This window comes from Streptomyces longwoodensis, assembly GCF_001514125.1.
GTDB lineage: Bacteria > Actinomycetota > Actinomycetes > Streptomycetales > Streptomycetaceae > Streptomyces > Streptomyces longwoodensis.
In genome coordinates, this window is record NZ_KQ948561.1 from 154147 (window position 1) to 179370 (window position 25224).

Annotated in this window: 28 protein-coding genes; 8 read left to right on the plus strand and 20 right to left on the minus strand. The window is 73.6% G+C overall.

The features are described 5' to 3' along the window. Positions 1 to 2 precede the first annotated feature (2 nt). The 6 genes from AQJ30_RS29580 to AQJ30_RS29605 all read right to left on the minus strand — a co-directional run bounded on the left by AQJ30_RS29580 (position 3) and on the right by AQJ30_RS29605 (position 5969). On the minus strand, positions 3 to 1271 hold the full coding sequence (locus AQJ30_RS29580; RefSeq protein WP_067240012.1) for an NAD(P)/FAD-dependent oxidoreductase: 1269 nt from the start codon (positions 1269 to 1271) through the stop codon (positions 3 to 5). Next, the gene (locus AQJ30_RS29585; protein WP_245727184.1) at positions 1268 to 1726 is read right to left on the minus strand and encodes a GtrA family protein; all 459 of its coding nucleotides are present in this window, start codon (positions 1724 to 1726) and stop codon (positions 1268 to 1270) included. The genes AQJ30_RS29580 and AQJ30_RS29585 overlap by 4 nt, the downstream gene beginning before the upstream one ends. After that, entirely contained in the window at positions 1713 to 2786 is a 1074-nt protein-coding gene (locus tag AQJ30_RS29590) for a glycosyltransferase family 2 protein (RefSeq protein ID WP_245727185.1), read from the minus strand. Before AQJ30_RS29590 ends, AQJ30_RS29585 begins: the two co-directional genes overlap by 14 nt. 87 nt (positions 2787 to 2873) lie before the next feature. Continuing rightward, positions 2874 to 4220, minus strand: a complete 1347-nt coding sequence (locus AQJ30_RS29595) for a polysialyltransferase family glycosyltransferase (RefSeq protein ID WP_067240014.1) — start codon at positions 4218 to 4220, stop codon at positions 2874 to 2876. Beyond that, positions 4217 to 5200: a glycosyltransferase family 2 protein gene (locus tag AQJ30_RS29600; RefSeq protein WP_079084383.1), complete on the minus strand. Its 984-nt coding sequence runs from the start codon at positions 5198 to 5200 to the stop codon at positions 4217 to 4219. The genes AQJ30_RS29595 and AQJ30_RS29600 overlap by 4 nt, the downstream gene beginning before the upstream one ends. Before the next feature lie 118 nt (positions 5201 to 5318). Continuing rightward, the gene (locus AQJ30_RS29605) at positions 5319 to 5969 is read right to left on the minus strand and encodes a TetR/AcrR family transcriptional regulator C-terminal domain-containing protein (RefSeq protein WP_067240015.1); all 651 of its coding nucleotides are present in this window, start codon (positions 5967 to 5969) and stop codon (positions 5319 to 5321) included. A 99-nt stretch (positions 5970 to 6068) separates the two neighbouring features. Between AQJ30_RS29605 and AQJ30_RS37440 the strand changes: the two genes are divergently transcribed. Further along, positions 6069 to 7634: an FAD-dependent monooxygenase gene (locus tag AQJ30_RS37440; RefSeq protein WP_079084384.1), complete on the plus strand. Its 1566-nt coding sequence runs from the start codon at positions 6069 to 6071 to the stop codon at positions 7632 to 7634. Positions 7635 to 7656: 22 nt separating this feature from the next. Here AQJ30_RS37440 and leuE read toward each other — a convergent pair whose 3' ends face one another. From leuE to AQJ30_RS39610, 8 genes are all read right to left on the minus strand, one after another. Next, entirely contained in the window at positions 7657 to 8340 is a 684-nt protein-coding gene (gene leuE, locus AQJ30_RS29615) for a leucine efflux protein LeuE (RefSeq protein ID WP_067240017.1), read from the minus strand. A 79-nt stretch (positions 8341 to 8419) separates the two neighbouring features. Then, complete coding sequence (locus tag AQJ30_RS29620) at positions 8420 to 10000, minus strand: acyl-CoA mutase large subunit family protein (protein ID WP_067240019.1); 1581 nt, start codon at positions 9998 to 10000, stop codon at positions 8420 to 8422. 410 nt (positions 10001 to 10410) lie between these two features. Further along, complete coding sequence (locus tag AQJ30_RS29625; protein ID WP_067240021.1) at positions 10411 to 11445, minus strand: hypothetical protein; 1035 nt, start codon at positions 11443 to 11445, stop codon at positions 10411 to 10413. Next, positions 11445 to 12107, minus strand: a complete 663-nt coding sequence (locus AQJ30_RS29630) for an RNA polymerase sigma factor (protein WP_067240023.1) — start codon at positions 12105 to 12107, stop codon at positions 11445 to 11447. Before AQJ30_RS29630 ends, AQJ30_RS29625 begins: the two co-directional genes overlap by 1 nt. A 316-nt stretch (positions 12108 to 12423) precedes the next feature. Beyond that, on the minus strand, positions 12424 to 13302 hold the full coding sequence (locus AQJ30_RS29635) for a hypothetical protein (RefSeq protein ID WP_067240025.1): 879 nt from the start codon (positions 13300 to 13302) through the stop codon (positions 12424 to 12426). Positions 13303 to 13425: 123 nt separating this feature from the next. Further along, a complete protein-coding gene (locus AQJ30_RS29640; RefSeq protein WP_067240026.1) occupies positions 13426 to 14043 on the minus strand; it encodes an RNA polymerase sigma factor in 618 nt (205 codons plus the stop codon). A gap of 324 nt (positions 14044 to 14367) precedes the next feature. Continuing rightward, positions 14368 to 14721, minus strand: coding sequence for an STAS domain-containing protein (locus AQJ30_RS29645; protein ID WP_067240028.1), 354 nt, complete (start codon positions 14719 to 14721; stop codon positions 14368 to 14370). A gap of 317 nt (positions 14722 to 15038) precedes the next feature. After that, complete coding sequence (locus tag AQJ30_RS39610) at positions 15039 to 15407, minus strand: DUF5994 family protein (RefSeq protein ID WP_245727186.1); 369 nt, start codon at positions 15405 to 15407, stop codon at positions 15039 to 15041. A gap of 369 nt (positions 15408 to 15776) precedes the next feature. Between AQJ30_RS39610 and AQJ30_RS29650 the strand changes: the two genes are divergently transcribed. Beyond that, entirely contained in the window at positions 15777 to 16823 is a 1047-nt protein-coding gene (locus AQJ30_RS29650) for a fatty acid desaturase family protein (RefSeq protein ID WP_067240029.1), read from the plus strand. A gap of 77 nt (positions 16824 to 16900) precedes the next feature. Here AQJ30_RS29650 and AQJ30_RS29655 read toward each other — a convergent pair whose 3' ends face one another. After that, entirely contained in the window at positions 16901 to 17521 is a 621-nt protein-coding gene (locus AQJ30_RS29655; RefSeq protein ID WP_079084385.1) for an RNA polymerase sigma factor, read from the minus strand. A 154-nt stretch (positions 17522 to 17675) separates the two neighbouring features. Between AQJ30_RS29655 and AQJ30_RS29660 the strand changes: the two genes are divergently transcribed. The 3 genes from AQJ30_RS29660 to AQJ30_RS38830 all read left to right on the plus strand — a co-directional run bounded on the left by AQJ30_RS29660 (position 17676) and on the right by AQJ30_RS38830 (position 18860). Continuing rightward, positions 17676 to 18158, plus strand: coding sequence for an Asp23/Gls24 family envelope stress response protein (locus AQJ30_RS29660; protein WP_067240238.1), 483 nt, complete (start codon positions 17676 to 17678; stop codon positions 18156 to 18158). Positions 18159 to 18230: 72 nt separating this feature from the next. After that, complete coding sequence (locus AQJ30_RS38825; protein WP_168218143.1) at positions 18231 to 18398, plus strand: hypothetical protein; 168 nt, start codon at positions 18231 to 18233, stop codon at positions 18396 to 18398. A gap of 306 nt (positions 18399 to 18704) precedes the next feature. After that, positions 18705 to 18860 carry a DUF6131 family protein gene (locus tag AQJ30_RS38830; RefSeq protein ID WP_169808506.1) on the plus strand — a complete coding sequence of 52 codons (156 nt, stop codon included), beginning with the start codon at positions 18705 to 18707 and terminating at the stop codon, positions 18858 to 18860. Positions 18861 to 19058: 198 nt separating this feature from the next. On the opposite strand, the gene AQJ30_RS29665 is transcribed toward AQJ30_RS38830, so the two are convergent. The 5 genes from AQJ30_RS29665 to AQJ30_RS29685 form a co-directional block, all read right to left on the minus strand. Next, positions 19059 to 19616: a hypothetical protein gene (locus AQJ30_RS29665; protein WP_067240031.1), complete on the minus strand. Its 558-nt coding sequence runs from the start codon at positions 19614 to 19616 to the stop codon at positions 19059 to 19061. A 7-nt stretch (positions 19617 to 19623) separates the two neighbouring features. After that, on the minus strand, positions 19624 to 20154 hold the full coding sequence (locus AQJ30_RS29670) for a DUF5994 family protein (protein WP_067240032.1): 531 nt from the start codon (positions 20152 to 20154) through the stop codon (positions 19624 to 19626). Between the two features lie 169 nt (positions 20155 to 20323). Then, a complete protein-coding gene (locus AQJ30_RS29675) occupies positions 20324 to 20731 on the minus strand; it encodes a hypothetical protein (protein ID WP_107119729.1) in 408 nt (135 codons plus the stop codon). A 140-nt stretch (positions 20732 to 20871) separates the two neighbouring features. Continuing rightward, positions 20872 to 21462, minus strand: coding sequence for a hypothetical protein (locus tag AQJ30_RS29680; RefSeq protein ID WP_067240037.1), 591 nt, complete (start codon positions 21460 to 21462; stop codon positions 20872 to 20874). 161 nt (positions 21463 to 21623) lie between these two features. Next, a complete protein-coding gene (locus AQJ30_RS29685) occupies positions 21624 to 23276 on the minus strand; it encodes a beta-N-acetylhexosaminidase (protein ID WP_079084386.1) in 1653 nt (550 codons plus the stop codon). A gap of 325 nt (positions 23277 to 23601) precedes the next feature. Here AQJ30_RS29685 and AQJ30_RS29690 point away from each other — a divergent pair, with 325 nt between their 5' ends. The 3 genes from AQJ30_RS29690 to AQJ30_RS29700 all read left to right on the plus strand — a co-directional run bounded on the left by AQJ30_RS29690 (position 23602) and on the right by AQJ30_RS29700 (position 25209). After that, positions 23602 to 24123: a 2-oxo-4-hydroxy-4-carboxy-5-ureidoimidazoline decarboxylase gene (locus AQJ30_RS29690; protein WP_067240243.1), complete on the plus strand. Its 522-nt coding sequence runs from the start codon at positions 23602 to 23604 to the stop codon at positions 24121 to 24123. Between the two features lie 217 nt (positions 24124 to 24340). Beyond that, the gene (sdhC, locus tag AQJ30_RS29695) at positions 24341 to 24721 is read left to right on the plus strand and encodes a succinate dehydrogenase, cytochrome b556 subunit (RefSeq protein ID WP_079084388.1); all 381 of its coding nucleotides are present in this window, start codon (positions 24341 to 24343) and stop codon (positions 24719 to 24721) included. Positions 24722 to 24726: 5 nt separating this feature from the next. Continuing rightward, positions 24727 to 25209: a succinate dehydrogenase hydrophobic membrane anchor subunit gene (locus AQJ30_RS29700; RefSeq protein WP_067240040.1), complete on the plus strand. Its 483-nt coding sequence runs from the start codon at positions 24727 to 24729 to the stop codon at positions 25207 to 25209. Positions 25210 to 25224: the final 15 nt, after the last annotated feature.

A 25224-nucleotide genomic window follows, 5' to 3' on the forward strand; every position in this document is an offset into this window, starting at 1 on the left:
GGTCAGGCGACCCCGGCGATGCGGGCCGCCTTGTGGCCCAGCTCCACCGAGTAGCTCTGCCCCCGGTCCTGCGGGTAGATCTGCGCCATCGTCGCCAGCGTGACCCCGTCGAGGTGGGTGCGGTGCCCGGGGATCAGCGCCTTGTACGCGGGCGTGACCACGGGCTGCGCGAAGGGCGCCCGGGAGAAGTGCCAGTCCTGGATCCAGGTCCGGTCGAACTCCGGGTTGATCCGCCGCAGCCACGGCAGGTAGCGGTCCAGCAGCTCGGCCGGCTCGGTGGTGAAGCGCCAGTCGTCGCGCTCCACGTAGTTGCCGACGTAGAGGATGTGCCGCCCGCCGTACTCGGCCGGGTCGATCATCCGGGTGTGCTCGACGACCGCGAGGAACGGGAAGTCCGGCTCGTTGACGTTGAGCCAGTAGTACGGGATCGCGCTGCGGTCCAGTTCCAGGACGAAGCAGGTCGCGCCCAGGTACTGGTTGCGCCACACCGTGTCGTCGGCGGGGGCGTCGGCGGCGTGGGCGAAGGCCGGCTGCGGGGTGGTGACGATCAGGTGGTCGAAGGCGTAGGAGGCGCCGTCGGCGGTGCGCACGGTGACCGGGCCGCCCGCGTCGGGCTGCCGGATCGTGTCCACCCGCTTGCCGAACTCCACCTTGCCGCCGCGCTCGGCGATCCGGTCCCGCAGGGTGGCGTAGACCCGCTCGAACCCGCCGTCCAGGTAGCCGAGTTCGAAGGTGCGGCAGTGCACGCGGGCCCACAGCCAGGCCATCGACACCTGGTCGGCGCGGTCGCCGAACTTGCCGCGCAGCAGCGGCTCCCAGACCGCCTCGGTGGCACGCCGCCCGGCCCACTTGTTCAGCCAGCCCAGCGCCGTGCGGTCGGTGAACCGCTCACCGTCGCGCACGACCTTCAGCCAGGCCGACGACAGCCCGAAGCGGATGCCCGCGGGCAGCCCGTACAGCGGCGAGCGCAGCATCTCCAGCGGGGTGCTGAAGGGGTACGTGCGGTCACCCCGGAAGACGCCGGTCGTCGTCTTGTGGAAGCGCAGCGAACCGCCGAGGCCGAGGTCCTCGATCAGCTCGATCATCTGCCGGTCGCTGCGGAAGATGTGGTGGTAGTAGCGCTCCAGCGGCACTCCCCCGACGGTGATCGACGCGGCGAGTCCGCCGAGTTCGTCGGCGGCCTCCAGGACCGTGACGGCGTGGCCCTGCTTGACCGCGTCGTACGCGGCGGTCAGGCCGGTGGCTCCCGCGCCGATGACGCCGAGGTTCATCCGAAACTCCACTTTCTGTTGAGCGCGAACTGGAAGAGCAGCACCACGGGCAGCGAACCGGCCTTGACGAGGTTCGGGTCGATGCCGAGGCCCCGGGAGAACACCGCGAGCAGCACGAAGGTCAGCGCGATGCCGGTCAGGCCGACGGCGTAGAAGCGCAGGTAGCGCACCAGCAGGCGGTCCCGCCTGCGGAAGGTGAACAGGGCGTTCAGCACGAAGTTGTTGGTGATGCCGATGCTGGTGGACAGGACGTTGGCCAGCTGTTCGTGCCAGCCGGCGACGTCGTAGAGCAGCAGGAAGGCCCCCAGGTCGAGCAGCACGCCGCTGCCCCCGACCAGCGCGTACGTGATCAGCTGCCGCACGTCACGGGCGCGGCCGTGGGCCTCGGGACGCGCGGGGGCCGGGGTGTCCGTGCCCGTGCCGGTGCCCGCGGGCATCAGGTCATCGGTCGCCATGGCCGGTGCCGTCACCGCCGACGGGGACGGGAACGGGGACCGGGGCGGGAGCGGGGGCAGGGGCCGTGTCCGTCCCGTGCGCGATGATCTGCCGCACCGTGTACAGCGGTCTGCCCTGCACCTCGCTGTAGGTGCGGCCGATGTAGCTGCCCAGCACGCCGAGCGAGAGCATCTGCACGCCGCCGAGGAAGAGGACGACCACCATGAGCATCGTCCAGCCCGACACCGTGATGTCCGGGCGCAGCACCTTCATGCCGAGCGCGTAGGCGATGCCGAGCAGCGACAGCGCGAGCACCGCGAAGCCCAGCTTGGTGATCAGGCGCAGGGGCGCCGTGGAGAAGCCGGTCAGCCCGTCGACGGCGAGGCGCGCCATCTTCTTCAGCGGGTACTTGGTCTCCCCGGCGAACCGCTCGTCGCGGTCGAAGGTGACCTCGCTCTGGCGGAAGCCCATCGAGGCGACCATGCCGCGCACGAACCGGCTGCGCTCGCGGAAGCGCCGCAGCTCGTCGGCGGCGCGGCGGTCCATCAGCCGGAAGTCCCCGGTGTCCAGGGGGATGTCGACGTCGGTGGAGGAGCGCAGGACCCGGTAGAAGGCGTGCGCGGTGGTCCGCTTGAAGAACGTGTCCTGCCGGCTGCGCCGGCGGGCGTGCACGATCTCCGCGCCGTCGCGCCAGGCGTCGATCAGCTCCAGGCTGACCCGGGGCGGGTCCTGCAGGTCGGTGTCCATGACGATGACGGCATCGCCGCGCGCCACGTCGATCCCGGCCGTGATGGCCATCTGGTGGCCGAAGTTGCGGGCGAAGTCCACGACCCGGACCCGCCGGTCGTTCTTGGCGATGTCCTCCAGGACGGCGAGCGTGCCGTCCGCGGAGCCGTCGTTGACGTACACCAACTCGTACGTGTACTCGGGTCGTTCGCGCAGGGCCGCCACGAGTTCCTCGTGGAAGTGACGGATCCCGTCGAACTCGTTGAAGACGGGCAGCACATAGGAGACGAGCGCGGCGCCACCACGCTGGCGCGGCACGTGCACCTGTGGCGCCCGGCGGGATATGTCTGGCATCCGCCGAACCTAGGGGGACCATGTGAACGTGCCGCTAACGCGTGGTAAGCGGTGCGGTGCCGTGAGTCGACGCCCCCCGCACGGCCGTTACGCGGGCCGCGCCGCCGTCCGCAGCCGCCGTACGGCCCGGCGGACGGCCGGGTGGCGGCGCAGCGCCTCGGCGCGGACCTGGGCGCCGCCGGGCAGCCGCAGGCTCGTCAGCCGGCGGCGCTTGAAGTACCGCTGGTACTCGGTGAGGTGGACGGCGAGCCAGAGCGCCGTCTCCTCGCGCAGGGCGTGGTGCTTGCGGGACTGCATGCAGTACCCCACGGCCCGCACCAGCGGCGTCAGCTCCTGCGCGATGCCCTCGAGTTCCAGCGGCGTCCCGACCTCGTCGCGCTCGGCGTCGGGCAGCGCCGCGTCGATGAGGGTGAGCGGCACCCGGTTGCTGTTCTCGTAGGGCGTGATGCGCTCCAGCAGCAGGTCGGTGCCGACCCGGGCGACGGGGATGTCGTAGAAGGCGGCGGCGGTCATCAGGGCCGTGGAGAAGCAGCCGATGACGAGCTTCGGCTTCAGGAACGCGAAGACCGTCTCGGCGAGGACCGGCTCGTTCAGCACGGTGAGCCGGACGCCGAGTTCGCCGGCGGCCGCCTCCAGGGACTCGTTGTAGACGGAGGGCGCGCTCGGGTGCGGCTTGAACAGCACGTCCCGGTGCCCGGCGCGGGCGGCGGCCCGCAGCATCCGCAGGTGCAGTCCCTGTTCCTCGTCCTGGCTGATCAGGTCGAGGGCGGAGAGGTACTGCCCGAGCAGCACGGCGGTGGGCGGGTGGTCGGCGGGCAGCAGACCGGCGAGCAGACCGGCACCGGACTCGCCGAGCTGCGCGAGGACCTCGACCATCGCCGCGCTGGGCACGGCCTCGGGCTCCACGCCGTACTCGGACAGCAGCAGGGGCCGCAGTCCGGGCACCAGGTCGAGGTGCAGGACCCGCTCGATGCGGCTGCTCATGCCGTGCGGGATGCGGTTGCGGGTGGGGCCGTAGGTCATCAGGCCGTCCGCGTACACGTGCAGGGGGCTGTCGGCGAAGATGTCGGCGACCGCCCGGGAGGGGTTGGCCTGGATGGACTCGCAGGCGATCTCCACCGGTTCGTCGCCGAGGTCCCAGGCGAGGCGCACGGCCTTCTCCCACAGCGGGGCGTCCTGGGCGCGCGGCGCCCAGCCGGCCGGGTGGTGCGGGGAGATGAACTCGTTCCAGGAGCGCACCTCGTCGAACTCGGGCCGCAGCTTCTCGAAGCCGGGCATCCGGTCCAGCGGCGTGCCGACCTCCGGGACGGCGGCGACGTTGCTGACGACGAGGATGCGGCGGACGCCCTCGCGGGGGCCGAACTGCCCGGCGCGGATCGCGGCCGTCACCGTCGCCGCCGCGTACTGCGTCGCCGAGAAGAACATCTGGATCATGCCGCCACTCCCTTCAGGCCACCGCGCACCCGGCGCAGCAGGTGTACGCGTTCCTCGCCCATCCCCACGACGGCCTCGCCCAGCTCGTCCTCGCTCATCGCGCGCAGCGCCTCGGCGGCACGGCGCTTGAGCTCGGCGGCCACCCCGCGTTCGAACCGCCCCCGGTCCAGCAGCTGGTGGGCGATCACGACGCAGTAGTTGCGCAGCGCCTTCGTGCGCAGCCGGCCGGCCTCGGGGTCGTCGGCGAGTTCGGCGAGGACCAGGTCGAAGGAGCGGAAGAAGTCCAGCTGGCGCACGTCGCCGATCTGGGTGAGCGAACTGGCCACGCCCCGGCGGTAGAAGACCCCGCGCAGGCTGGCGACGACGTAGGACTCCGCCCTGCGGTGCAGGCCCCAGATCCAGGGGCGGTCCTCGGCGGTGCGCAGCCCGTCGTGGAAGCGCAGCAGCCCCTTGTCCAGCAGGCGGCGGTGGTAGACGCCGGCCCAGGCGTAGGGGTAGTCGACCATGGTGGTGTCGTCGACCGGGAGGATCGAGGTGCGCGGGTCCAGGGGGGTGTGGCGGCGGCCCTCGGGCGCGCGGTGGACGGCCCGTTCGACACCGGTGACCTGGACGTGGTCGGTGCGCACGAAGTCGACGTCGAACCGCTGGACGACGTCGACGAGGCGGGCCAGGTAGCCCGGCGCCAGCCAGTCGTCGCCGTCGAGGAAGGTGAGGTAGCGGCCCTCGGAGGCGTCGATGCCGGTGTTGCGGGCCGTGGCGAGTCCGCCGTTGTGCTCGTGCCGGATCACCCTGCTGCGGGGCAGCCGTTCCGTCAGGGCGAGCAGGGCCTCGTAGGTGCGGTCCTTGGTGGACCGGTCCTCGACGAAGACGAACTCGAAGTCGTCCCGGGCGTTGTTGACGAGGCTGGTCACCGTTTCGGAGACGTACGCCTCGATGTTGTAGCAGGGGACGACGACGGACAGGGTCGGTGTGTTGGCCACGGGTGCGCACCTGGATTCTGAGCGGGAAGTCAAGTGACTCTAAGAAAGTAAGATCAGCACCCTGATGTCCCGCCGACGACAGTCGGGTGAACTCGCTGTGACATCCGCGTCGGGGCCGTCAGGCGTGGCCGTACCGTGCCGCGATCCCGCAGATCACCAGCTCCAGGCCCTCCTCGAAGTGCCGGTCGTAGTCGGTGAAGATCTCCGGTCCGGCCGCCGCCGACAGCGGGAAGTCGGCCAGCAGCCGGGCGCGCTCCTCTAGGTCGTAGCCCTCGCGGCGCTCGCCGGGCAGGGGCCGTACGCCCTGCTCCTCGATGACGAAGCCGACGGTGTACGCGTACGCCGTCGAGGTGGCCCGGACCGCCTCGGCGAGGGTGAAGCCGGCCGCCGTGAAGACGCGCAGGGTGTCCTCCATCTGCACGGCGTGGTCGGTGCCGGTGAAGCGGGAGCCGCTGAAGACCCGGGCCCCGTCGCGGTGGGCGAGCAGGGCCGCACGCAGCCCGTGGTGGGTGGCGCGCAGCCGCTCCTGCCAGGTGCCGCCCGGCGCGGGGCCGACGTCGGCGACCATCCGGCGGTACATCGCGGTCGCCATCTCGTCGAGCAGCGCCTGCTTGTCCTTGAAGTGCCAGTACAGCGCGGGCGCCTTGACGTCCAGCTCGCGGGCGATGGCGCGCAGGGTGAGGCCGTCGAGGCCGACCTCGTTCAGCAGCGCCAGGGCGGTGTCGGCGACGCGGGCGCGGTCCAGGGGGGCTCGGCGTTCGGTGCTCACCCGGCCAAATTAACACCGTTAAGCGGTGGGGCTTGACTCCTTAACGACGTTAAGGGCAGGCTGGTCGGCGACAGCACTTAACAACGTTAAGGAGCAGGCATGGCCACAGGAGCGACCCCCACGGACGTCGTGATCGTCGGCGCGGGACCCACCGGCCTCGCACTCGGCATCGACCTGGCCCGGCGCGGGGTGGACGCGCTGGTGGTGGAGCGAGGCGCGGAGCTCGCCCCGGGCTCGCGCGGCAAGGGGTTCCAGCCGCGCACGATGGAGGTCTTCGAGGACCTCGGCGTACTGGACTCGGTCCTGGCGGCCGGGGGCACCTACCCGGTGGGCATGGTCTGGCGGGACGGCCGGCAACTGGGCGAGCACCGGATGTTCGACCCGGCCGAGGACGGCGAGCCGCACTCCCGCTTCACCGTCCCCTGGATGGTGCCGCAGTGGCGGACCACGCGGATCCTGCACGCGCGGCTGACGGAACTGGGCGGCCGGGTGGCCTTCGGCCGCGAGGCCGTGGCCGTCGACCAGGACGCCGACGGCGTGACCGTCCGCTTCGCCTCCGGAGCGCCGGTGCGCGCCCGGTACGCGGTCGCGGCCGACGGGGGCCGCTCGGCGCTGCGGCGGGCGCTGGGCATCGGGATGACCGGGGAGACCGTGGACCCGGACCCGATCCTGGTGGCGGACGTGCGCGTCGAGGGGCTGAGCCGGGAGTTCTGGCACCTCTTCCCGCCGGGCGGGGCGGGCGAGGCGGGTGAGGCGGGCGAGGCGCGTGACCCCGGCGGCTCTGGCGGCCCCAGTGGCCCCGGTGACCCCGGTGACCCCGGTGAGTCCGACGGGAGCGGTGGGCGCCGCGGCTTCCTGGCGATCTGCCCGCTGGCCGGCACGGAGGACTTCCAGCTGGTGGCGCAGTTCCATGGCGCGGACGGGCCCGACCCCTCCCTGGAGGGCGTCCGCAAGGTCGTCGGCGAACGCACCCACCTGGCCCCCGAGTCGGTGACGGCGGTCGGCTGGTCCTCCGACTTCCGCCCGCGCGCGGCCCTCGCGGACCGCTTCCGCGCCGGCCGCGTGTTCCTCGCCGGGGACGCGGCCCACGTCCACTCCCCCGCGGGCGGCCAGGGCCTCAACACCAGCGTGCAGGACGCCTACAACCTCGGCTGGAAGCTGGCCGCCGTGCTGACCGGGGCCGCGCCCGAGGCCCTGCTCGACACCTACGAGGAGGAGCGCCGCCCGATCGCCGCGCACATCCTGGCCCTGTCCACGGCGATCCACCGCGACCAGGCGCGACGCGGTGCGGCGACCCGCCAACTGGGCCTCGGCTACCGGGAGTCGTCGCTGGCCGTGACGGACGGCGAGACCCCGGGCGAGGTGCGGGCGGGCGACCGCGTGCCCGACGTGCAGGTCGACGGCGCACGCCTGCACGCGTCGCTGGCGGGCCCGCGCTGGACACTCCTCGCGATGGGCACGCACGCCCCGCGGACGCCCGAGGGCGTACGGGTGCTGTCCTGCCCACCGGTCGAGCCGTTCGGCACGGGCCTGTACCTGGTCAGGCCGGACGGCTACGTGGGCTGGACGGGCACGGACCCGGAGGGCCTGGCGGCGTACGCGGCCCGGGTGGGAGCGGGCGCGGGAGCCGGGAAGCAGGGACGGCCGGGGACGGCGACGCGGTGACCGCCGGAGACAGGAGGCGGCGTCAGGCGCTGGCCAGCGTCAGCTTCACCGCGAAGCCCAGGAACAGCGCGCCCGCCGCGCTCGTGGCACCCGCGGCCAGCCGCCGGCGCCGCCGGAACGCCGCCGCGAGCCGGGTGCCGCTGAAGATCAGGGCGCTGAGGTAGAGGAAGCTGGCGACCTGGGCGAACGCCCCGAGGACGACGAAGGACAGCGCCGGGTAGGCGTAGGCCGGGTCGACGAACTGCACGAAGAAGGCGACGAAGAACAGGATCGCCTTGGGGTTGAACAGGCTGACGACGAGGGCGCGCCGGAAGGGGCGTTCCTCGGCGACGGCGGCGGCAGCGGCACCGGCACCCGCCGACGGCCCGGCCGCCGGGTCCCCGGCCGCGCCCCGCTCGCGCCGGGAGCGCCACATCCCCCACGCGGCCCGCATCATCCCGACCGCGAGCCACGTCAGGTAGCCGGCCCCGGCGTACTTCACGATGCCGAACAGCAGGGCGTTGGCCTGGAGCAGCGAGGCGACGCCCGCGGCGGACAGGGTCATCAGCACGGCGTCCCCGCACCACACGCCGGCCGCCGCGGTGTACCCGGCCCGTACGCCCTTGCGGGCGGCGACGGACAGCACGTAGAGCGAGTTGGGGCCTGGCAGCAGGACGATCAGGACGAGTCCTGCCAGGTAGGTGGGGAGGTCGATGACGCCGAACATGGCAGGAGTGTCGCACGCGCGTGCGGCACTCCTCACCGTGGTTTCCCTCACCCGGTCCGCGGTGCTCCCGGGGCGGGTCTCAGAACGCGTCCGTGGGCACGTACGTCCCCCACACGTCCCGCAGCGCGTTGCACACCTCGCCGACCGTCGCGCGGGCCCGGAGCGCGTCCTTCATCGGGTACAGGACGTTGTCCTCGCCCTCCGCGGCCTTCCGCAGCGCCGCGAGCGCCGTGTCGACGGCCGCCTGGTCCCGCTCCGCCCGGAGCCGGGCGAGGCGCTCGGCCTGCTGGGCCTCGATGGCGGGGTCCACGCGCAGCGGCTCGTACGGTTCCTCCTCGTCGAGCTGGAAGCGGTTGACGCCGACCACGACGCGCTCGCCGGCGTCGGTCTCCTGGGCGATGCGGTAGGCGTTGCGCTCGATCTCGTTCTTCTGGAAGCCGTGCTCGATGGCGGTGACCGCGCCGCCCAGGTCCTCGACCTTCCGCATCAGCTCCAGCGCGGCCGACTCGACCTCGTCGGTCATCTTCTCGATGACGTACGACCCGGCGAACGGGTCCACGGTGGCGGTCACGTCGGTCTCGTACGCGAGGACCTGCTGCGTGCGCAGCGCCAGGCGGGCGGACTTGTCGGTCGGGAGCGCGATCGCCTCGTCGAAGGAGTTGGTGTGCAGGGACTGGGTGCCGCCGAGCACGGCCGCGAGGCCCTGGACGGCGACCCGCACCAGGTTCACCTCCGGCTGCTGCGCGGTGAGCTGCACACCGGCCGTCTGCGTGTGGAAGCGCAGCATCAGGGACTTCGGGTTCTTCGCCCCGAACTCCTCCTTCATCACGCGCGCCCAGATCCGGCGGGCCGCGCGGAACTTGGCGACCTCCTCCAGGATCGTCGTGCGGGCGACGAAGAAGAAGGACAGCCGGGGCGCGAAGTCGTCGACGTCCATGCCGGCCGCGACCGCCGTACGGACGTACTCGATGCCGTCCGCGAGCGTGAAGGCGATCTCCTGCGCGGGGGACGCGCCGGCCTCGGCCATGTGGTAGCCGGAGATCGAGATGGTGTTCCACTTCGGGATCTCGGCCCGGCAGTACTTGAAGATGTCGGCGATCAGGCGCAGCGACGGCTTGGGCGGGAAGATGTACGTCCCGCGCGCGATGTACTCCTTCAGCACGTCGTTCTGGATGGTGCCCGTGAGCTGGTCGGCGCCGACGCCCTGCTCCTCGGCGACGAGTTGGTAGAGCAGCAGCAGGAGGGCGGCCGGGGCGTTGATCGTCATCGACGTCGACACCTTGTCCAGCGGGATCCCGCCGAACAGCACCCGCATGTCGTCGATCGAGTCGATGGCGACGCCGACCTTGCCGACCTCGCCCGAGGCGATCGGGGCGTCGGAGTCGTGGCCCATCTGGGTGGGCAGGTCGAAGGCGACCGACAGGCCCATCGTGCCGTTGGCGATCAGCTGCTTGTAGCGGGCGTTGGACTCCGACGCCGTGCCGAAGCCGGCGTACTGGCGCATCGTCCACGGCCGGCCCGTGTACATCGACGGGTACACACCGCGCGTGAACGGGTAGGCCCCCGGCTCGCCCAGCTTCTCGGCGGGGTCCCAGTCGGCCAGGGCGTCGGGTCCGTAGACCGGTTCGATGGGCAGTCCGGACTCGGACTCGCGTGCCATGCTCTGCCTCCGCGCTCTCATGGTTACTCGCCGGTAGGGCCGACTCCTCGCCACGGACTGTAGCGGCGGCCGTGTGCCCTATGGAGTGGCCCACGCTGGGACCTTCCTCACAACGATGCCGTGTCGTACGCGACGCGTCACCCGAGGAGCGCGTCCTAGGGGTACGGGCGACCGGAAGTGGGGTGGGGAGGGGCGGCGACGGGGGCGGGGCGGGGCGTCGCGTGAGTGGGGCGCGGGCGGGACCGGGGGAACGTGTCCCGCCCGCGCCAGGTGCACGAGCCGTGGGTACGGGGGGAACCCCGGCTCCGTGCGACGGCCGATGACCAGTCGGCTCACTAGTACCTGCGTGACGGGGCCGGAAAATGTCACACCTCGGGCGGGAAATTTTCGGGGAGGGGGAACGTCGCAGGTCAGAGGGGGTTGTGGGACTGCGGGTCCGGCCGCCGGCTGTGACCGTGGCCTTCGCCCTGGTCCGAGCCTCGATGGGTGCCGGTGGTGCCGGTGGTACCGGTGGTGCCCGCGGTCGAGGCCTTCTTCTCCTGGCCTTGGCCGTGCCCCTTGCCGTTGCCGTTGCCGTTGTCGCCCTGGCCCGTGCCGCCGCTGTTGGCCTTGTTCCCGTCGGCGTTGCCGTTGCCGTCGGTGCCGCTTCCGTTGCCCTTGCCCTTGCCCGTGTCCTTGCCCGTGCCGGAGCCGCCCTTCTCCTCCTCGAGGAGGTCGGTGCAGTAGGCGGTGATGCGGGACGGGCCGCCGGCGCGGTTCTCCAGGGTGTGGCGCAGGACGGGGTTCACGGTCCTGCCCTGCCGGACCGCGCGGCAGGCGGCGGCGACCTCGGGCGGGGTGCCGTGCACGGAGCCGGGCTCCGCGGGGCCGGTCGCGGTGCCGCCGTCCGAGCCGTCGGCGGTGGCCGAGTCGCCCGCCCGGGGTGAGGGAGTGGGGTCCGGGTGGCCGCCGGGCCCGGGGGTGGCGGCGGAGACCGAGGTGGCGGGCTCCGGGCCTGCCCCGCCGAAGGGCTCGGGGAGCACACCGGTGCCGGCCGCGACGGCGACCCCGCCGACCGTGCCGACGATCAGCGCGGCGGCCAGTCCGAGACGGACGGTGTGGCGGCGGCGCGAGGAACGGGCGGTGCCCCGCTGCCCGGGACGGCCGATGCGGACCAGGCCGCTCCCGGTAGCGGCGGGCTCCGCACGGGCGGCGCGGAAGGCGGCGAGGGCGGCGGCCTCACCGGGGAGTTCACCGGAGGGGTCGCCCAGGGCGGGGGCGGGGGCTGGGGCGGAGGGGGGCTCCGCCGCGCCGGACCCGGTGAGGGAGGCGGACAGGGCGTCGAGGGTGCGGGAGAGCCGTTCGGCCTGCTCACGGGCGGCCGGGGGGACGGCGTCGTCCGGTGACTCGCGGCGCAGCAAGCGTTCGGCCGCCTCGCTGTCCAGCCACCTGTACTCGTCGGCCATCACACGTCCTTCTGCGTCCGCGGGCACGCGTGCGTCACACCGGCGGAGGTCACCGCGCCCGAGGGCGGTCGTCGCTGGAGTGGGAGGGCGTCGAGCACCCCGGCCGTCTCCGGGTCGTCACCGATCAGCTCGGCGAGCTTCTTCAGCCCGCGGTGGGCGGCGGTGCGGACGGCGCCGGGCCGCTTGCCGAGGGTCTCCGCGGCGGTCTTGGCGTCGAGGCCGACGACGACGCGCAGCACGACGGCCTCGGCCTGGTCCTGGGGCAGCTTGGCTATGAGGGAGAGCGTACGGCCGGTGGCGAGCGCCTCGATGGCCTCGCCCGCGGTGTCGGACGCGGCCGCCCGGCCGGTCAGTTCGCTCTCGTCACCGCCGACGGCGGGGCGCCGGCCCCGCATGCGGATGTGGTCGAGGGCGCGGTTGCGGGCGATGCGGGCGGCCCAGCCGCGGAAGCGGTCGGCGTCACCGCTGAAGCGCTGGAGGTCCCGGGCGATCTGGAGCCAGGCCTCGGAAGCCACGTCCTCGGCGTCGAGTTCACCGACGAGGGTACGGACGTAACCGAGGAGCCGAGGGTGCACAGCGCGGTACACGGCACGGAACGCGGTCTCGTCCCCGCCCTGCGCCGCAAGCACCGCGGCGGTCAGCTCCGCGTCGTCCCCCAGCACCCTGTCCCTCGGTCGATGGTCGCGGTGGTCCGGCCGCCCCGCACTCGGCGCGAAAGGCACGTTACGGCGTGAAACCGCGGCGCGTCCATGTACGTCCAACATGCAACTATCTCGTGACACGGACGATGCGGACCGGGGTGTGACACGAAGCGCCCGCCCGGCGCTGTAGGGAGTACGGACCGCGGCGCGGTCCGTGCCGCGACGGCCGGGGCCTCTCCTGTGGGGGGTGGCGGCCCCGGCCGTCGCCTCGGTACGGCCCCTTCGCCGCCACCGGACACGACACTGCGGCGCCCTGGGCGCGGTGTGCCGGGCCGGGTCACGAACCCTTGCCGCCGCCGGTCTTCGCCCCGTTGGACTGTCCGTCCGTCTGTCCTTCCGTCTGTCCTTCCGTCCGTCCGTTGCCCTGTCCGCCGTCCTGGCCCTGGCCCTGGGTGCCGTTGGAGGCGGCGGCCCCCGGGGATCCGCCGGCGCCGTCGGGCCGGGCCGTCGCGCGGGCCGTGCCCGGGGTGGTGTTCCCCCGGGTCGTCCCGTCCGGCGGGGAGGCGGTCGCGGTGACGTGGGCGCAGTACGCGGTGACCTGGTCCTCGCCGCCCGCCGCGGCGACCAGCCGCTGCCAGGCGGTGGTCGCCATGGCCTCGCCGCTCCTGCCGCCGGCCTTCTCGTACGCCAGGCACCGGGCCGCGGTCTCCTCCGCGGTGGCCGCCGGACCGGCCGGGAGCGCCCGGGTCGAGGCCGGGGCTGCGGGGTCCGCGGTGGAGTGCCCGCCGGACGCGGCGGGCGGTGCGGACGGCCGGGTCGTGGGGTGGGCGCCGGAGCCGTCGTCGGTGGAGGAGCCGACCGTGCCGATGGCCGCGACGGCGACCCCGCCCAGGGCGAGGCTCGCGACGGCCACGGTCAGCGTGGCCCTGAGCGAACGTCTGGCGCGTCGCTGCCCCTGCTGCCGCCAGTCGTCGCGGCGGCGGGTGCGGGCGCTGTGGGCGCCGGCGTCCCGGGCGGCGCGGAAGGCGGCCACGGCCCGCTGCTCGCCCTCGCTGCCGCCTGCCGGCCCGGTCCCGGGGGCGCGCAGGACGACGGCCAGCAGTTCCTCCAGCCCGGTCCGGTCACCCCGGGCGGGCGCGCCGGACGCGGTGGCGCCAGGCTGCACGCACCGTCGGCGGCCGTCCGCGGCCCCGCGGTCGTCCTGCCGTTCACCCATGTCCGTTTCCGCCTCTGTCCGGTTGGTCACTGCTCACGGGACCCGGGGCCCCGTCGGCGCGGGAGGCCGCCGCCCCGAGAGCGCACGGGTCCCCCACTTCATACGGTCCGGCGCCGTCGCCGTTCATGTCGACTCACCCAGCGTCCGGGGGCCGTCATCCGTCACACCCTCCACGTCGAGCTGGCGTGCGAGCCGTTTCAGGCCCCGGTGGGCTGCCGTGCGGACGGCACCCGGCCGCTTGCCGAGCACCCGCGCCGCCGAGAGCCCGTCGAGCCCGACCACCACCCGCAGCAGCACGGCCTCGGCCTGGTCCCGAGGCAGCCCCCTGACCAGGGCCAGGGCCCGCTCGGTCGACAGGCTCTCCAGCACCTCGTCGTGCGTGCTGCGCGGCCCGGGCAGGTCGAGCACGTCCTGCTCCAGCGCGGCCGACCGGGGCCGGACCCGCATCCGGCGCAGGTGGTCGAGCGCGCGGTGCCGGGCGATCGTGGCGGTCCACCCCCGGAACCCGGCCCCGTCGCCCTGGAACCGCCCGAGGTCGCGGGCGATCTCCAGCCAGGCGTCGGAGGCGACGTCCTCGGCGTCGTCCCCCACGATCCCGCGCAGGTAGCCGAGCAGCCCCGGCTGCACCATCCGGTACGCCGCCGCGAACGCGGCCTCGTCGCCGCCCTGGGCCCGTGCGACCGCCGCGCCCAGCTCCCCGTCGTACGCCTGCGCGCGCCGGGGTTCCCCTCCCTGGCCCAAGACTGTCCTCGTTCGTGCGGAGTTCGTGGCGGGCGCGCGGCCCCCGTGCCGCGTCGACGGTCGGTCGCGGCCACGCCCCCACGGTGATCAGCGCCCGTGTGCATGGAAGTGTCACAGTGCGATCAGGCGGCCACCCGCCGGGCCGCCCGTGCGGGACCACGGAACGGGGGTGCGGAAAGCCCCCCGGGCGCCCACGCCGGGAGGCGGCTGACGCTGCTCCCCGAGTGGTTGCGGATCCACCCGGCCGCCGTCCGCGCCGCGGCCAGCCGGCCCGTCCGGGATGCGGGCCGCTGCGGACGTACTGTTCGCCGGAACGCCGGTCCGTCATCCCTGGCTGTGGGGCGTTCCCGCTCCGGTGGTGCGCACCGGGCCGAGGAGGAACCCGGAGCCGGTGATGTCGAGGACGCGGGTCATCGCCCGTGATGGGTGGTGCAGTCGCAGGGTTCCTCCGGCGTCCGTGGCGAGGAGGGATGCCAGGAGGAAGGCGTTGAGGCCGCTCGCATCGCAGAAGGTGACCGCCGTGAGGTCGACGTCGATCCTGTGGATGCCGTCGTGCAGGCACCGGCCCAGCACCTCACGCACCAGTGGCGCCGTGACCAGGTCGATCTCGCCGGCGAGGGTGATCAGGGTGTCGGTGTCGCGGTCGTGGCGGGCGACGTTGAGCTGGGGAAGGGTCATGATTCCTCTTGTTTCGGGCGGGCGCGTCGGGGCGGGAGGCGAGAGGAGCGGGCGCGGGGCCGGGAGCCGCGAGGCAAGGGCGGAGCCGCGGCGCCGGGCGGGGGCCTTCGGCCGGGCGGCGTCGCCGTCCCGGCCGACGACGGAGGTGCACCTTCCCGCGGTCGACCGGTGACCGGGGCCAGCGGAGTGTCAGGTCGCCGTGGGCCGAGCACGGCCGTCCCCGGCAGCCCGGCACGGGGTCACCGCGGACGCGGCGGCCGGATCCGCGTCGTCGGGGTGTTCGGGTGCGGGAGCAGGGTCCCGCCTCATGCGACGGGTCAGTGGGCCCCGTGTCCGCCTTCGGGGTCCCGGACCGCCGTACGGGCCCGGTCGGCCCCGGACGCCGCACGGGTGCGCGCCGCCCCCTCTTCCTCCATCAGCCGGCCGGCGGCCGGCGTGCCGAGGGGATCACTCGCGCCGGTCGTCCGTCGGCCGGCCAGCGCGTCCAGCACCGCGGTCGGAGCGCGGAGTTGGACCGCGAGGTCCCGGGAGCGGGGCCACCACGCGCCGTCCAGGAGGGTGGTCGGGGCGCCGGAGGCAGCCAGGGACGGACGAGGAGCGGAGAAAGCAGAAAAAGCAGAGAAACGGGGGGAACTCGGCAACCGGTGTTCTTCGAGCGTCGGCGAGCCGTAACTGGTCGCAACCATGACGCGAACCCTGCCCCGGACCGACCGTGACCGGCCCGGCCTATTCGATCACCGGGAACGACACGGGCGTGGAAACCGGTGTGCGGAACATCCTCGGTGCCCCGAGCCTACTCCCCACGGGAGAGCAATGGAGCGGGATGCCGCCTCGGCCGTCCTTGCGGCTCGGTGTGGGACGCGGCCGCCGGGGAACCCGGCGCGTACGAAGGGCCTGCGCTGCTCCCGACAGACGAAGCAGACGTCGTCCTTGCTCCGCGATCGCGTGACGCGCGTTCTCCCGGAGCGGAAGCGCACCCCACCCACGGCCCGGCCCCTGTGACTCCCGAGGCGGCACCGAGCCGGTCTGCCTCCTCAGGAGAGAGTTGCACCCCCATGACCAGTGACACGGTCCGGCCTCCGCGCTCGGAGACGTCCGGCAGTGATTTCGCGCGGCTGTCGAGGAAGATCGCCGATGCCGGCCTGATGGGACGTCGCCCCGGCTACTACGCCCTGCGGAGCGCGGTGGTGGCCGGACTCTACGTCGGCAGCTGGGTCACCGTCGCGCTGCTCGGCGACAGTTGGTGGACCCTGGCGGTCGCCGCCTTCCTCGCCGTCGTCTTCGGACAGGTCGCCCTGCTCGCCCATGATGCGGCGCACCGGCAGGTGTTCCGCAGGCGCCGGGCCAGCGAGGTGTCCGGACGGATCGCCGGTGCCGGTGTCGGGATGAGCTACGGGTGGTGGCAGGACAAGCACACCCGCCACCACGCCAACCCCAACCACGAGGACCTCGATCCCGACCTCGACCCCAACCTGTTGGTCTGGTCCCCGGACCAGGCCCGGGCCGCCCAGGGTCTGCCCCGCCTGATCGGACGTCACCAGGCGTTCCTGTTCTTCCCGTTGCTCACACTGGAGGGGTTCAACCTGCACGTGTCGAGCGCGAGGGCCCTGGCCGATCGCTCGCTCAAGCACCGCGCCCTCGACGGCACGCTGCTCTACGGTCACTTCGCCGTCTACCTGGCCCTGCTGTTCTGGCTGCTGCCGCCCGGCATGGCGATCGCCTTCCTCGCCGTCCACCAGTGCCTGTTCGGGGTCTACCTCGGCTCCCTCTTCGCGCCCAACCACAAGGGGATGCCGATCCTGACGGGGGAGGACCGCCCGGACTTCCTCCGTCGTCAGGTGCTCACCTCGCGCAACGTGCGCGGCGGCAGGCTCACCGACATCGCCCTGGGCGGACTGAACCACCAGATCGAGCACCACCTGTTCCCCAGCATGCCCAGCCCCAACCTGCGCAGGGCCCGGACCGTCGTGCGGCGCCACTGCGAGGAACTCGGCCTGGACTACGTCGAGACCGGGCTGATCGCCTCCTACCGTCAGGCCCTCGCCAGTCTCCACCGGGCCGGAGCGCCCCTGCGGCAGCCCCGGCTCTCCGTCGCACGCTGACGGGTCCGGCTTCCGTGGCGGCAGTGCAGCGCACAGGTGCCCCGCGTCGGCCACGGGGTGTCCCGCGGAGACATCCCCTAACGCCATGGCCCCATCGTGTCCTGCAGGGACCGGCGTGCCCTGGACAGCCTTCCCCGCACGGTCGGTTCACTGGTCCGCGTCACGCAGGCGATCTCCCGGTAGGACAGGCCCTGCATCTCCCGCAGGACCCAGCAGACCCGCTGCCCGGCGTCCAGGTCCGCCAGGGCGTGGGAGAGGGCGACGGTGGCCGCCTGCTGTTCCGCGGAGCGCGAGGGCTGGCTCCCGGGGTCGCCCGCCGCGGGCTCGACCACGATGTCCAGCGAGAGGGTGGACGGCCGGCGGCGGCGCATGGTCAGGCAGCGGTTGACGGTGATCCGATGCATCCAGGTGTGGAACTCCGCGCCGTGGCGGTACTCCGGAAGTCGCCGCCAGGCACTCACGAAGGCGTCCTGCACGGCCTCCTCGGCGTCCTCGGCGTTGCCGAGCAGGCTGCGGGCCAGGGCGAGCAGGGAGAGACGGTGCCGCAGGACGAGGACGGAGAAGGCTTCCTCGTCCCCCTCGGCCGCCCGTGCGGCCAGGAGCCCGTCCGGCAGGCCGCGGCCCGCCGGACCGCCGTCCAGGACCGCACGTACCCGCGGGTCGCGTGCCGCCGGAGGGGAAGCAGTGCGTTCGCTCATGACGCTCCCGCCTGAGGCTCGGACCCCCCGGGTACCCGGCAGGCGAAATGTGATGCACATCACTTCACTTGGCCGTGAGGAACGAGCCGCACCGGGTGTCCAACGTGTGACGGGCGCCGCACCGGTGTCCGGACGACTGATCGGGGCGACCGCCATGACGGACAACATCACAAGCGTCGGGGCAGGCAGCCGGCCCGATGCGGGCGTCAGCGCGCTCAGGGGCCGTGCCGGGACGGGGGCTCCGGCCGAGACCCGGGGCAGGACGACCATCGCGGACGGCGTGGTAACCAAGATCGCGGGAATGGCCGCCCGTGAGGTACCGGGCATCCACACCCTGGGAGCCGGCATGGCCCGTGCTTTCGGCGCCGTGCGGGAACGCGTGCCCGGCTCGGGCGGAGGCGTCACGCGGGGTGTGAAGGTCGAGGTCGGTGAGCGGCAGGCCGCAGTGGACCTGGACGTCGTCGTCGAGTACGGCGTCTCCATCGTCGACATCGCGGGTGACGTGCGCACCAACGTGATCAACGCCGTGGAACGCATGACGGGCCTGGAGGTCGTCGAGGTGAACATCGCCGTCGCCGACGTCCACCTGCCCGACGAGGAAGAGGAAACCGCACCGGACGAGGGCCGCGTGCGGTGATGCACCGCCGCCCCTGAGGGCCGACGGCGAGTGCCCGGACGGAAGACGGCGCGCGGGACGGACGTGGGTGAGATGAACGCAGCGACCACGGGCCTGGCGGCAGGCATGGCCCTGGGCTTCGCCGGTTACTTCGGTGGCTTCTGGGCCTTCCTGCTGGTCCTGGTCCTGGGCGCGGTCGGGCTGACCATCGGCCTGGCCGTGCAGGGCGACCTCGACCTGCGCTCCCGGGGACGACGGTGACAGCGCGGCGCCGTCCCCCTGGACCGGGGGCGGTTCCGCGGGCGCCCGCGGCCGCTCCGGCCGGTCACGTGCGTGCCGCGTCGGCCGGTTGGCGCGCGGGCGGGGCGGGCGTCACGGTCCAGCGGCCGGCATGGATCGCGCCCGCGATCCGGGGGCGCCGCGCCGTCACGTCCACCGACGTCAGCCCGCTGGACGCGGGCCCCACACCGCCACGCGCGGAGCGAGGAGGGGACCAGCCGTTACCGTGCCGCTTTCCACGGTCCTGCGGGAACCGCGGAACAGGGGCTCAGCTCCCTTGGAGGAATCATGATCATCCTTGGCGTCATCCTGCTCGTCGTGGGCTTCCTCACCGGGATATCCATCCTGTGGACCATCGGGATCGTCCTGGCGGTCATCGGCATCGTCCTGTGGATCGTCGGAGCGACGGGACACGCCGTCGGGGGCCGGCGCCACTACTGGTGACGGTACGACCGGTCGGCCGCCCCGGCGGCGGTCGTCCAGGAACGGCTCATCGCCCTGGTCGACGGCCTGGAACGGACGCCGCGGGAGATCCGGTCAGTGGCCCGGTCCCTGTCCCACGGCCTCAAGCGCGCGGGGCGGATCCACCTCGGACGACGCGACGCCCCTCCCCGGCCGGGTGCGGCCGGCGGACGTGGTCGTTCAGGACGCCGCCTCCTCCTCGGGCGGAGCGGCGCCCCGCGGTGCTGACCGTGCCCGTTCCGGCACTGTTTGTTCGGCTCCTCGCGGGGTCAGCGAGAGGAGACCGGGCGTGCCGTCCGCGCCCCATGCGACGTCGATGAAGCCGGCGGCCTCCAGGCGGGCGCAGGTCGGGGCCATGGCCCCGACGGGGATGCCGAGGTCGACGCCCAGTCGCGCCCCGTCGACGACGACACGGGCCGGGGCCCGGGCGGCCCGGTGCAGCGCCCGCATGATCTCGTCCCGGTACACCTGCCGCTCCCGCAGGATCGCCATGACCTGGCGTGCCCTGGCTCCCACCGCCGGACGGAGGTCCGCGCTGCGCGCGCGTGCCGTCGCCGCGGGCCGGTCCGGGGCCGGCGCGCCGGGCCCGGGTGCGGGTGACGGGGGACCGATCCCCGGCGGCGCGTCTCCGCCGCGGACGTCAGCGACCGTGGTGTCGTGCCGGGCGTCGAGCCGGTGGATCAGTACGCAGCCGAGGGCGGCCAGGATGAGCAGGACGGCGACGAGCAGGGCGGTCACTGACTCCTCACCGCCCCGGACGCCGGTCCGACACCCGGGCGAGGCCGCAGCGGGGTACCCGGAACGGCACCGCTGAGTCGTCGGCCCCCGGCGCCTGCCGCACGTCGCGGGCACCCGCCCGCTCGGCCGTACGCTCCGGATCCGGGACGCCGACGAGGCCCTCCGCCAGCAGCCGCCGGGCGCGCTGCGCACCGGCTTCGGGCGGGATCACCAGCACGTCCCGGCGACCATGGGCACATTTCAGGGTCAGTCGGTGGGGGTCCTGCGTACCGGTGGCGGAGTCCACCCGCACCGTGCGACCGCGGACGGACACCCAGTGCGGGACGACGGGCCAGCAGGCCGGACTGATCACGACCTCCGTGACGCGCCCCCAGGGCCCGTCGAGGGCGGCTGTCAGACCCGGCAGCTCACGGGTCAGGGCCCGGGACCGGGGCCACCAGACGCCGTCCAGGCCACCGGGGGCGGGCGTCAGGGACAGGCGGACCGGAAGCGGGGGAACGCGCGGGCCGGGGGTCCTGCGGTGGATGGTCACGGACATGGCGCGGACCCGTCCCCGGGCCGTGGTGCGACCCGGCGTCGTCGATCACCGGGAACGGCACCCGCGGCGGAGCCGGTGCACGAAGAACTCCCGGTGACGGCCAGCTTACTCCGCGCACCCCCTCCGGGGCCGGTGGCAGGTCGCGGCGGCCGGACGGAGCCGCCCGGCCTCAGCAGCCGCTCGCGTCCCGGCACAGCAGCCGCAGCGACCCGTGGCCCGCGAAGCAGCGGTGGGACTCCTCGACGGGGTTCCAGAGGCGGCCGTCGGGGGTGCGGACCCAGTGCTCGCCGTCGCCGGTCCACCACTCGCCGCCGGTCTCCCGGACGATCACCTCGCCCGCGTACGCCCCGAGTCCGCGCAGGACGTGGTCCATCGCGGCCGGGGGCGTGCCCTCGCGGCGTATGTCGTCGATCATCCGGTCGACCCGCCACAGGCTCCGCGCCGAGTAGTCCAGGTGCAGCCGTGCGCCCTCGCGCAGCGTGGCCACGGCGTCGGCCGCCCAACGCACCGGCTTGGCGGCGGCGTGCGGCCGGGGCTGCTGGGGCGTCGTCGTCTCGTCGGGCGTCGTCTCGCTCATCGCACTGGTCACATGTACAAGAGCGGGTCCGGCGCGCCCGGTGTCACTCCTCCCGCGCGCCCTCCGTCGGAACGGCGCGGGAACGGCGCACGGTCACCGCAGCGCCCTCACACCGTGACCCCGCTGTGAGGGGCCCGCCCTCACGCCGTGCGTGCCCTGCGGGACACCGCCGCCCGCAGCACCCGCCTGCCCTCCGTCGACACCTCCAGCGCGCGGCGCAGGCCCTGGGCGCCGTGTTCCGCGAGGAGTTCGAGGACCGTGACCTGGCGGCGCAGCTCGGCCGCGGCGAGCGGCGGCATGCCCTCCGTGCGGCCCGCGCGGCGGGCGTCGACGTCCTCGGGGTCCTGCGCCGGGTCCAGCAGCCGGTGGATCCGCAGTGCGGCGACGGAACAGGCGTCCGCCCACTCCCGCAGCTCCGCCCCGGTGCGCCGGTCCGGCGCCGTGTCGAGCATCCGGCGGGCGAGCGCCACGGCCTCCGCCACGGCGGACTCCTCCGGGGCGGCCCCCGGCCCGCCGTCCTGGTCGCCCGCGGCCCCCTCCAGCTTGTCCCGCACCACTGCCACCAGGTCGCCCCACCGCGCGGTGTCGGAGTCCTCCATGAGGGTGCCCCACAGCGGCCGCAGGGTCTCGTCGTCGCCCCCGAGCAGCGTCACGCACCGATCCGAACAAGCCAGCCCCGCCGCGGCCAGGCCCCGCTCGTCGGCCCGCGCGATCAGTTCCACCAGGCTCATCAACGCCTCCCTCCCCGGGGCGCCATCCCTCACGGAGCCCGCACTTCCCCTTACTGCGTGCCACAGCGCCGGAGTGTCACAGACCTACCACGGCAGGACGCGCCAGGAGGCGGAACGCAAGGATCCAGCCAACCGCCGGGGGACGGCACGACCCGGCAGGGTCAGCCCAGCCGTCCCGCCAGCGCCCGGAACTGCGTCCACGTCAGCGTCGGCGGACGGGCGTCCCACAGCTTCTGGGCCGTCGCCCGCAGGGGCATCCGGATGCCGGCCGCCACCTGGTCCTGGGTCTGCGCGTTCGGGTAGTCGCCCCACACCGCGAAGGACCCGCCGAGGATCTGGGCGTCGTACCGCGCGGGCACGGCGGTCGAGCCGCGCAGCACCCTCGGCGTCCACTGCTCGTAGATGAGCCGGCCGGTCGGGTAGAAGAAGTCGTTGGGCTGCCCGAGGACGTAGTACAGGTACTTGTCGTTGTAGTTGATCACCTTGCAGCCGGCGCTCAGGTACTCCCCGGGCGGCCGCGCCCCGATCTCCTTGCCCGTCCAGTACCCGACCCGGATGTCCTTGTCGGGCTGCACGGACGTCCCGCGGAAGAAGCCGTCGTTCCACGCGCGCGGGGTGCGGTGGTGGGCGCGGACCGTGGCGGCGCGGTCGTTGAGCCAGCCGGTGGTCAGGTCGGCGACGGTGCCGCCGGAGCCGTAGGCCGAGCGGGCCGCGGCGGCGAGCTGCGGGTAGGACGCCTCGGGGTCGGAGACCACCAGCGCCTGGTACTCGTCGCCGCCGAGGTTCCAGTCGGCGCCGGGGAACAGCCCGGCGTACTCGTCGAGCAGGTCGTCGACGATCTCGGCGGAGGCGTCCTTGGAGATGTCGATCGCACCGCGCGTGGCGGTGCCCTGTGCGTTGCGCAGCTGGAGGTCGGGGTGCGCGGCGATGACGGCGCCGAGGTGTCCCGGCGAGTCGATCTCCGGCACGACGGTGATGTGCCGGGCCGCCGCCAGCTGGACGATCTTCTTCACCTGCGCCTTGGTCAGGTGCTGCCGGGACACGATCTCCGGGTGGGTGTCGGAGGCGATCCGGAAGCCCTGGTCGTCGGAGAAGTGCAGCCCGAGCTCGTTGTACTTCAGGTCCCCCAGCTCGCGGACCCGGTCCTCGATCCAGCCGGCCGTGTAGTACTTGCGGGCGATGTCCACCATGAAGCCGCGCTTGGGCTTGGCCGGCTGGTCGCGCACGACGCCCTCCGGCGCGGTGCCGCCGCCGTGCACCTCCTGCTTGAGGGTGCGGGTGCCGTAGAAGACGCCGGCGTCCGAGGGCCCGCTGATGGTGACCCGCCCGCCGCGCACGGTCATGGTGTACGACTCCGGGCCGGCGCCCTGCCCGGCGTTCAGCGTCAGCCGCAGGTCCCCGGCGCGTTCGTCGGACGCCTGCCCGGCGTACGCCAGCCCCAGCTCCCCGGCGATCAGCCGGCCCTCGTCGGCGAGGCGGGCGTCGCCGACGACGACCCGCTTCCCGGCGGCGGGTTTCCACCCGGGTCCGCGCGCCGGCGTGTGCGAGCGGACGGCGGGGATCGTCCTCGGCGCCTGCGACAGGGGGTACGTGCGGGTCGGCGCGGGGGCCGCGCTGTGCGACGCCGTGCCCGTGGCGGCCCGGCCGCGCTCGCCGGAGCCCGCCGCCGACGCGTTCCCGCCGTCGCCGTCGCCGGACGTCGAGGCCCACACGCCCAGGCCCACGCCGAGCCCGATCGTCGCGACGAACGCCCCGGCGATCACCGCACGCTGCCTGGTCCTGCCCTGCCGTGCCCGGCGCCTGTGACTGCTCACCCAGCCAACCTACGACTCGTGCGTCCCGGAGGTGTCCACCACACGTTCCGAAACTCTCCCGTTCGAGTGAAATTCGGGCATCCGTCGGACACAGGATGACCGCTGTCGATAACGTGGCGTCACAGTCTTCACAGCATCCCCTGCCACATCGCTCGTGACGCGAGGATCCACGCTGTCCGCCCACCGCCTCCCCCACTGCCCGGGCCCGTCCGGCCGCGCGGCCATACCGGCCCTGCCCGAACAGCCCCGCCCCTGCTCCCCGCCGGTCCGCACGGCCGCCGCGACCGCCACCACGAGGGCCACCGCGGTCCGCACGGCCGCCCCGGTGCACGCCGTCTCCGTCGCGACCGGGCTCGCCCTGTTCAACGCCCTGCCCGCCGACGAGGCACGCGCCGTCCTGCTGGCCTGTCTGCACAGCCCGCGCTGGGCCCGCCGCGTGGCCGACCACCGTCCGTACCCCACGGTCGACGCCCTGCTCGCCGCGGCCGACGAGGCGGCCTACGACCTCGGCCCCGGGGACCTCGCCGAGGCCCTGGCCGCCGAAGCACTGCCGCCGCTGCCGCCCGGCACCTACGAGGCGGCCCACACGGCCCTGCGCGCGGCACACGCGGCGTACGAGGCCCGCTTCGGCCACGTCTTCGTGATCTACCTGGGCGACACCCCCGCCGGCGAGACCCTCGACCGCCTCCTCGAAGGCATCCGGTCACGATTGACCAACGATCCCGAGGAAGAACGGGTCCTCGCGGCCGAGGAACTGCGGCGGCTGGCGGGCGGACGGCTGCTGTCCCGCCTCACGGGGACCCCGGACGGCACGACCAGCCACGACGGCGCGGGGCGCGGCGCCTGACCGGTCCGCCGCGCGGCCCGGCCCGAGAAACCCCCTAGCCCGTCCGGTGCCACCTCGATCACACGTCCGGTGCCTCTTCGATCACACCGGCAGGCCCCCTGTGAGCACCGGCTCAGCGGGTGGATACCATGCTGGGGGCCGGTGGACCGTACCCGGCCGGGCCCGACCGACACCGAAGCCGGCGCGGCCCTAGTCCCCGCTCCCGGAGGGTTCTTCCGTGCCGGCTGGAACGCTGTACCGCGGCCGGGAAGGAATGTGGTCCTGGGTGGCTCACCGAGTCACCGGCGTCCTCATCTTCTTCTTCCTGTTCGTCCACGTGCTGGACACCGCTCTCGTGCGTGTCTCCCCCGAGGACTACGACAAGGTCGTAGCCACGTACAAGACGCCGATCGTCGCCGTGCTGGAGTACGGCCTCGTCGCCGCCATCCTCTTCCACGCGCTCAACGGCCTGCGCGTCATCGCCGTCGACTTCTGGATCAAGGGCGCCCGCTACCAGAAGCAGATGCTCTGGACCGTGGTCGGCCTGTGGGTCGTGCTGATGCTCGGGGCGGTCTACCCCGTCCTCGGCCACGCCGCTCGTGAACTGTTCGGGAGCTGACGCACATGTCCACGACTGAAACCACCGCGTCCGGGATCGGCCCCGTCGAGGGCGGCTCGGTCTACAACGTCGACAACCCCGCGCCCCTCATCGAGGCCCCGCGCAAGCGCACCAAGAAGTCCCCGAAGTCGACCCGGGGCAACTTCGAGATGGCGGCCTGGCTCTTCATGCGCCTGTCCGGCGTGGTGCTGGTCGTCCTGGTCATCGGTCACCTGCTGATCCAGCTGGTGCTGGACGGCGGCGTCTCCAAGATCGGCTTCGCCTTCGTGGCCGGCCGCTGGGCGTCCCCGTTCTGGCAGGTCTGGGACCTGCTGATGCTGTGGCTCGCGATGCTGCACGGCGCCAACGGCCTGCGCACGGTCATCAACGACTACGCGGAGCACGCCCAGACCCGGCTGTGGCTCAAGGGCCTGCTCTACACCGCCACGGTGTTCACCATCCTGCTGGGCACGCTGGTGATCTTCACCTTCGACCCGAACATCCGCTAGGCACGGGGCTGCGAG

What these genes read in the sequence shown, in the direction of transcription:
- AQJ30_RS29590 (WP_245727185.1), bottom strand. Translation starts at nt 2,786, where the DNA reads ATGCCAGACATATCCCGCCGGGCGCCACAGGTGCACGTGCCGCGCCAG.
- AQJ30_RS29675 (WP_107119729.1), bottom strand. Translation starts at nt 20,731, where the DNA reads ATGAGCGAGACGACGCCCGACGAGACGACGACGCCCCAGCAGCCCCGG.
- AQJ30_RS29580 (WP_067240012.1), bottom strand. Translation starts at nt 1,271, where the DNA reads ATGAACCTCGGCGTCATCGGCGCGGGAGCCACCGGCCTGACCGCCGCG.
- AQJ30_RS38825 (WP_168218143.1), top strand. Translation starts at nt 18,231, where the DNA reads ATGAACGCAGCGACCACGGGCCTGGCGGCAGGCATGGCCCTGGGCTTC.
- AQJ30_RS29650 (WP_067240029.1), top strand. Translation starts at nt 15,777, where the DNA reads ATGACCAGTGACACGGTCCGGCCTCCGCGCTCGGAGACGTCCGGCAGT.
- AQJ30_RS29700 (WP_067240040.1), top strand. Translation starts at nt 24,727, where the DNA reads ATGTCCACGACTGAAACCACCGCGTCCGGGATCGGCCCCGTCGAGGGC.
- AQJ30_RS29680 (WP_067240037.1), bottom strand. Translation starts at nt 21,462, where the DNA reads ATGAGCCTGGTGGAACTGATCGCGCGGGCCGACGAGCGGGGCCTGGCC.
- AQJ30_RS38830 (WP_169808506.1), top strand. Translation starts at nt 18,705, where the DNA reads ATGATCATCCTTGGCGTCATCCTGCTCGTCGTGGGCTTCCTCACCGGG.
- AQJ30_RS29655 (WP_079084385.1), bottom strand. Translation starts at nt 17,521, where the DNA reads ATGAGCGAACGCACTGCTTCCCCTCCGGCGGCACGCGACCCGCGGGTA.
- AQJ30_RS37440 (WP_079084384.1), top strand. Translation starts at nt 6,069, where the DNA reads ATGGCCACAGGAGCGACCCCCACGGACGTCGTGATCGTCGGCGCGGGA.
- AQJ30_RS29635 (WP_067240025.1), bottom strand. Translation starts at nt 13,302, where the DNA reads ATGGGTGAACGGCAGGACGACCGCGGGGCCGCGGACGGCCGCCGACGG.
- AQJ30_RS39610 (WP_245727186.1), bottom strand. Translation starts at nt 15,407, where the DNA reads ATGGTTGCGACCAGTTACGGCTCGCCGACGCTCGAAGAACACCGGTTG.
- AQJ30_RS29625 (WP_067240021.1), bottom strand. Translation starts at nt 11,445, where the DNA reads ATGGCCGACGAGTACAGGTGGCTGGACAGCGAGGCGGCCGAACGCTTG.
- AQJ30_RS29620 (WP_067240019.1), bottom strand. Translation starts at nt 10,000, where the DNA reads ATGGCACGCGAGTCCGAGTCCGGACTGCCCATCGAACCGGTCTACGGA.
- leuE (WP_067240017.1), bottom strand. Translation starts at nt 8,340, where the DNA reads ATGTTCGGCGTCATCGACCTCCCCACCTACCTGGCAGGACTCGTCCTG.
- AQJ30_RS29595 (WP_067240014.1), bottom strand. Translation starts at nt 4,220, where the DNA reads ATGATCCAGATGTTCTTCTCGGCGACGCAGTACGCGGCGGCGACGGTG.
- AQJ30_RS29660 (WP_067240238.1), top strand. Translation starts at nt 17,676, where the DNA reads ATGACGGACAACATCACAAGCGTCGGGGCAGGCAGCCGGCCCGATGCG.
- AQJ30_RS29645 (WP_067240028.1), bottom strand. Translation starts at nt 14,721, where the DNA reads ATGACCCTTCCCCAGCTCAACGTCGCCCGCCACGACCGCGACACCGAC.
- AQJ30_RS29670 (WP_067240032.1), bottom strand. Translation starts at nt 20,154, where the DNA reads ATGTCCGTGACCATCCACCGCAGGACCCCCGGCCCGCGCGTTCCCCCG.
- AQJ30_RS29585 (WP_245727184.1), bottom strand. Translation starts at nt 1,726, where the DNA reads ATGGCGACCGATGACCTGATGCCCGCGGGCACCGGCACGGGCACGGAC.